The sequence below is a fragment of the Ensifer sp. Root954 genome, assembly GCF_001429005.1.
Lineage (GTDB): Bacteria > Pseudomonadota > Alphaproteobacteria > Rhizobiales > Rhizobiaceae > Ensifer > Ensifer adhaerens.
This window is the reverse complement of the sequence record NZ_LMJM01000032.1, coordinates 1-1,272: the sequence shown is the minus strand read 5'-3', so window position 1 is coordinate 1,272 and position 1,272 is coordinate 1. Positions and strand designations below refer to the sequence as shown.

Below are 1,272 nucleotides of genomic sequence, written 5' to 3'. Positions count from 1 at the left end.
TGACCTTGCCCCGTTGAAATAATCCATTTTGAAGTAAGCTCTGGCCCATTGAGAGGACCAGGGAATGAAGCGCAACCGTTTCACAGACGAACAGATCATCGTCATTTTGAAGGAGCACGAGGCTGGCACGCCCGTCTCGGAGCTTTGCCGCAAGCACGGCGTCAGCGATGCCAGCATCTATAAATGGAAGGCCAAATTCGGCGGCATGGACGTATCCGAAGCCAAGCGGCTGAAGACGCTGGAAGACGAGAACACGAAGCTGAAACGGCTCCTGGCAGATGCGATGCTCGACAATGCGGCCTTGAAAGACCTTTTGGGAAAGAAGTGGTGACGCCCGCAGCAAGGCGGAAAGCTGTCGCTCATCTGATGGATCACCACCAGATGAGCGAACGGCGGGCGTGTAAAGCCATCGGCTTTTGCCGGATGATGATCCGTTACGAAACCAGGCGCAGCGATGACCATGACCTTCGCGAGCGGATGAAGGCGCTGGCGCATGAACGCCGCCGCTTTGGATATCGACGCCTTCATGTGCTGCTCAGGCGTGAGGGTCACCTTGTGAACCACAAGCGGCTCTTCCGGCTCTATCGGGAAGAGAAGCTGACGGTGCGCAAGCGCGGCGGTCGGAAACGAGCGATAGGCACACGAGCACCGATGCTGATCCCGCTTGCCGCCAATGATCGCTGGTCACTGGACTTCGTGTCGGATCAACTCACCGATGGCCGCAGGTTCCGGATTCTGACGGTCGTCGACGATTGCACCAGGGAATGCCTGGCTCTCGTCGCCGACACGTCGCTCTCCGGCCTGCGGGTCGCCCGTGAGCTGGATCGGATCATCGAGGGACGAGGCAAGCCGAAGATGATCGTCAGCGACAATGGCAGTGAGTTCACCAGCAACGCGATCCTGCAATGGACGGATCGGAGCAAGGTGGATTGGCACTACATCGCGCCGGGCAAGCCGATCCAGAACGCCTTCATCGAAAGCTTCAATGGGCGGCTGCGCGACGAGCTCTTGAATGAGACGCTCTTCTCGTCACTGGCCTATGCTCGATCGGCGCTTTCAAACTGGCGCAGCGATTACAACGATCATCGACCACACTCTGGACTCGGCTGGATGACACCTGCCGAGTTCGCTCAGACAATCAACCCGCGACGTGATGCGGTGCTGCGCAGCCGGAATGGCTCCGCACCGCAACCCGCCGCTACCGCCCCCAATACAGCAACCCAAAACCGCTGGAGCAAACTCAAAACTGGATAAAACTTGGGGGCAAGGTCA

1 protein-coding gene is annotated in these 1,272 nt (G+C 58.6%); it reads left to right on the top strand.

The window, feature by feature from the left end:
* Positions 1-64: 64 nt before the first annotated feature.
* A protein-coding gene (locus ASE71_RS24400; RefSeq protein WP_113544760.1) for an IS3 family transposase occupies positions 65-1,254 on the top strand; the annotation gives its coding sequence in 2 pieces (ribosomal slippage) (positions 65-314 and positions 314-1,254; 1,191 coding nt in all).
* Positions 1,255-1,272 lie beyond the last annotated feature (18 nt).